1 protein-coding gene is annotated in these 586 nt (G+C 77.0%); it reads left to right on the forward strand.

Going from position 1 to position 586, the window contains the following annotated elements:
- The coding region (locus CCN72_RS37515) for an LLM class flavin-dependent oxidoreductase (RefSeq protein WP_143664360.1) at positions 1 to 586 on the forward strand (586 nt) is incomplete at both ends.

The following is a 586-nucleotide window of genomic DNA, read 5'->3' on the forward strand; positions in this document are numbered from 1 at the left end:
GTGCGGCCGGGGTTGCGGAGGCGGGCGAAGTCCCTTTTCTCGCTGGTGAGTTGGGGGACCGCCCGGCGGATGTCACCGGAATCCGTGACGAAGGATCCGGTCCCGACCCCTCGTACCGCCCCGCCCCTCTCCACCTCGTCGACGCGAGCACCCGGGGCGCCCGGGCCCTCGCCGCCCGGTACGCCGATGTGGCCCTGGTCCGCGCCGCGACTCCGGCGGGGGCCGCCGCCGTACGCGAGGAACTGCGGGTCCGGGCGGCGAAGTCGGGGCGGGAGCCCGGCGCCCCGCGGGTCCTGGTGAGCCTGCGGGTCGACCTCGGCGGCGGGGAGTGCGCGGCCGAGCCCGGCCATGGCGGGGGCGGTCCCCGGCCCACCGCGCAGGGCCCGCTGTACCGGGGCGGCCCGGTCGATCTCGCGGACCTGCTCGCCGCCTGGCACTGCGAGGGCGCCGCCGACGGCTTCCACCTGGTCCCCGTCGAACCCCGCCGCGACCTGGAACGGCTGGTCAACGGCACGGTGGCGTTACTCCAGCACCGCGGCCTGTTCCGCACCTTCTATCCGGGTGGCACCCTGCGCGAGCACCTGGG

Source organism: Streptomyces murinus, assembly GCF_002154555.1.
Classification (GTDB): Bacteria; Actinomycetota; Actinomycetes; order Streptomycetales; family Streptomycetaceae; genus Streptomyces; species Streptomyces murinus.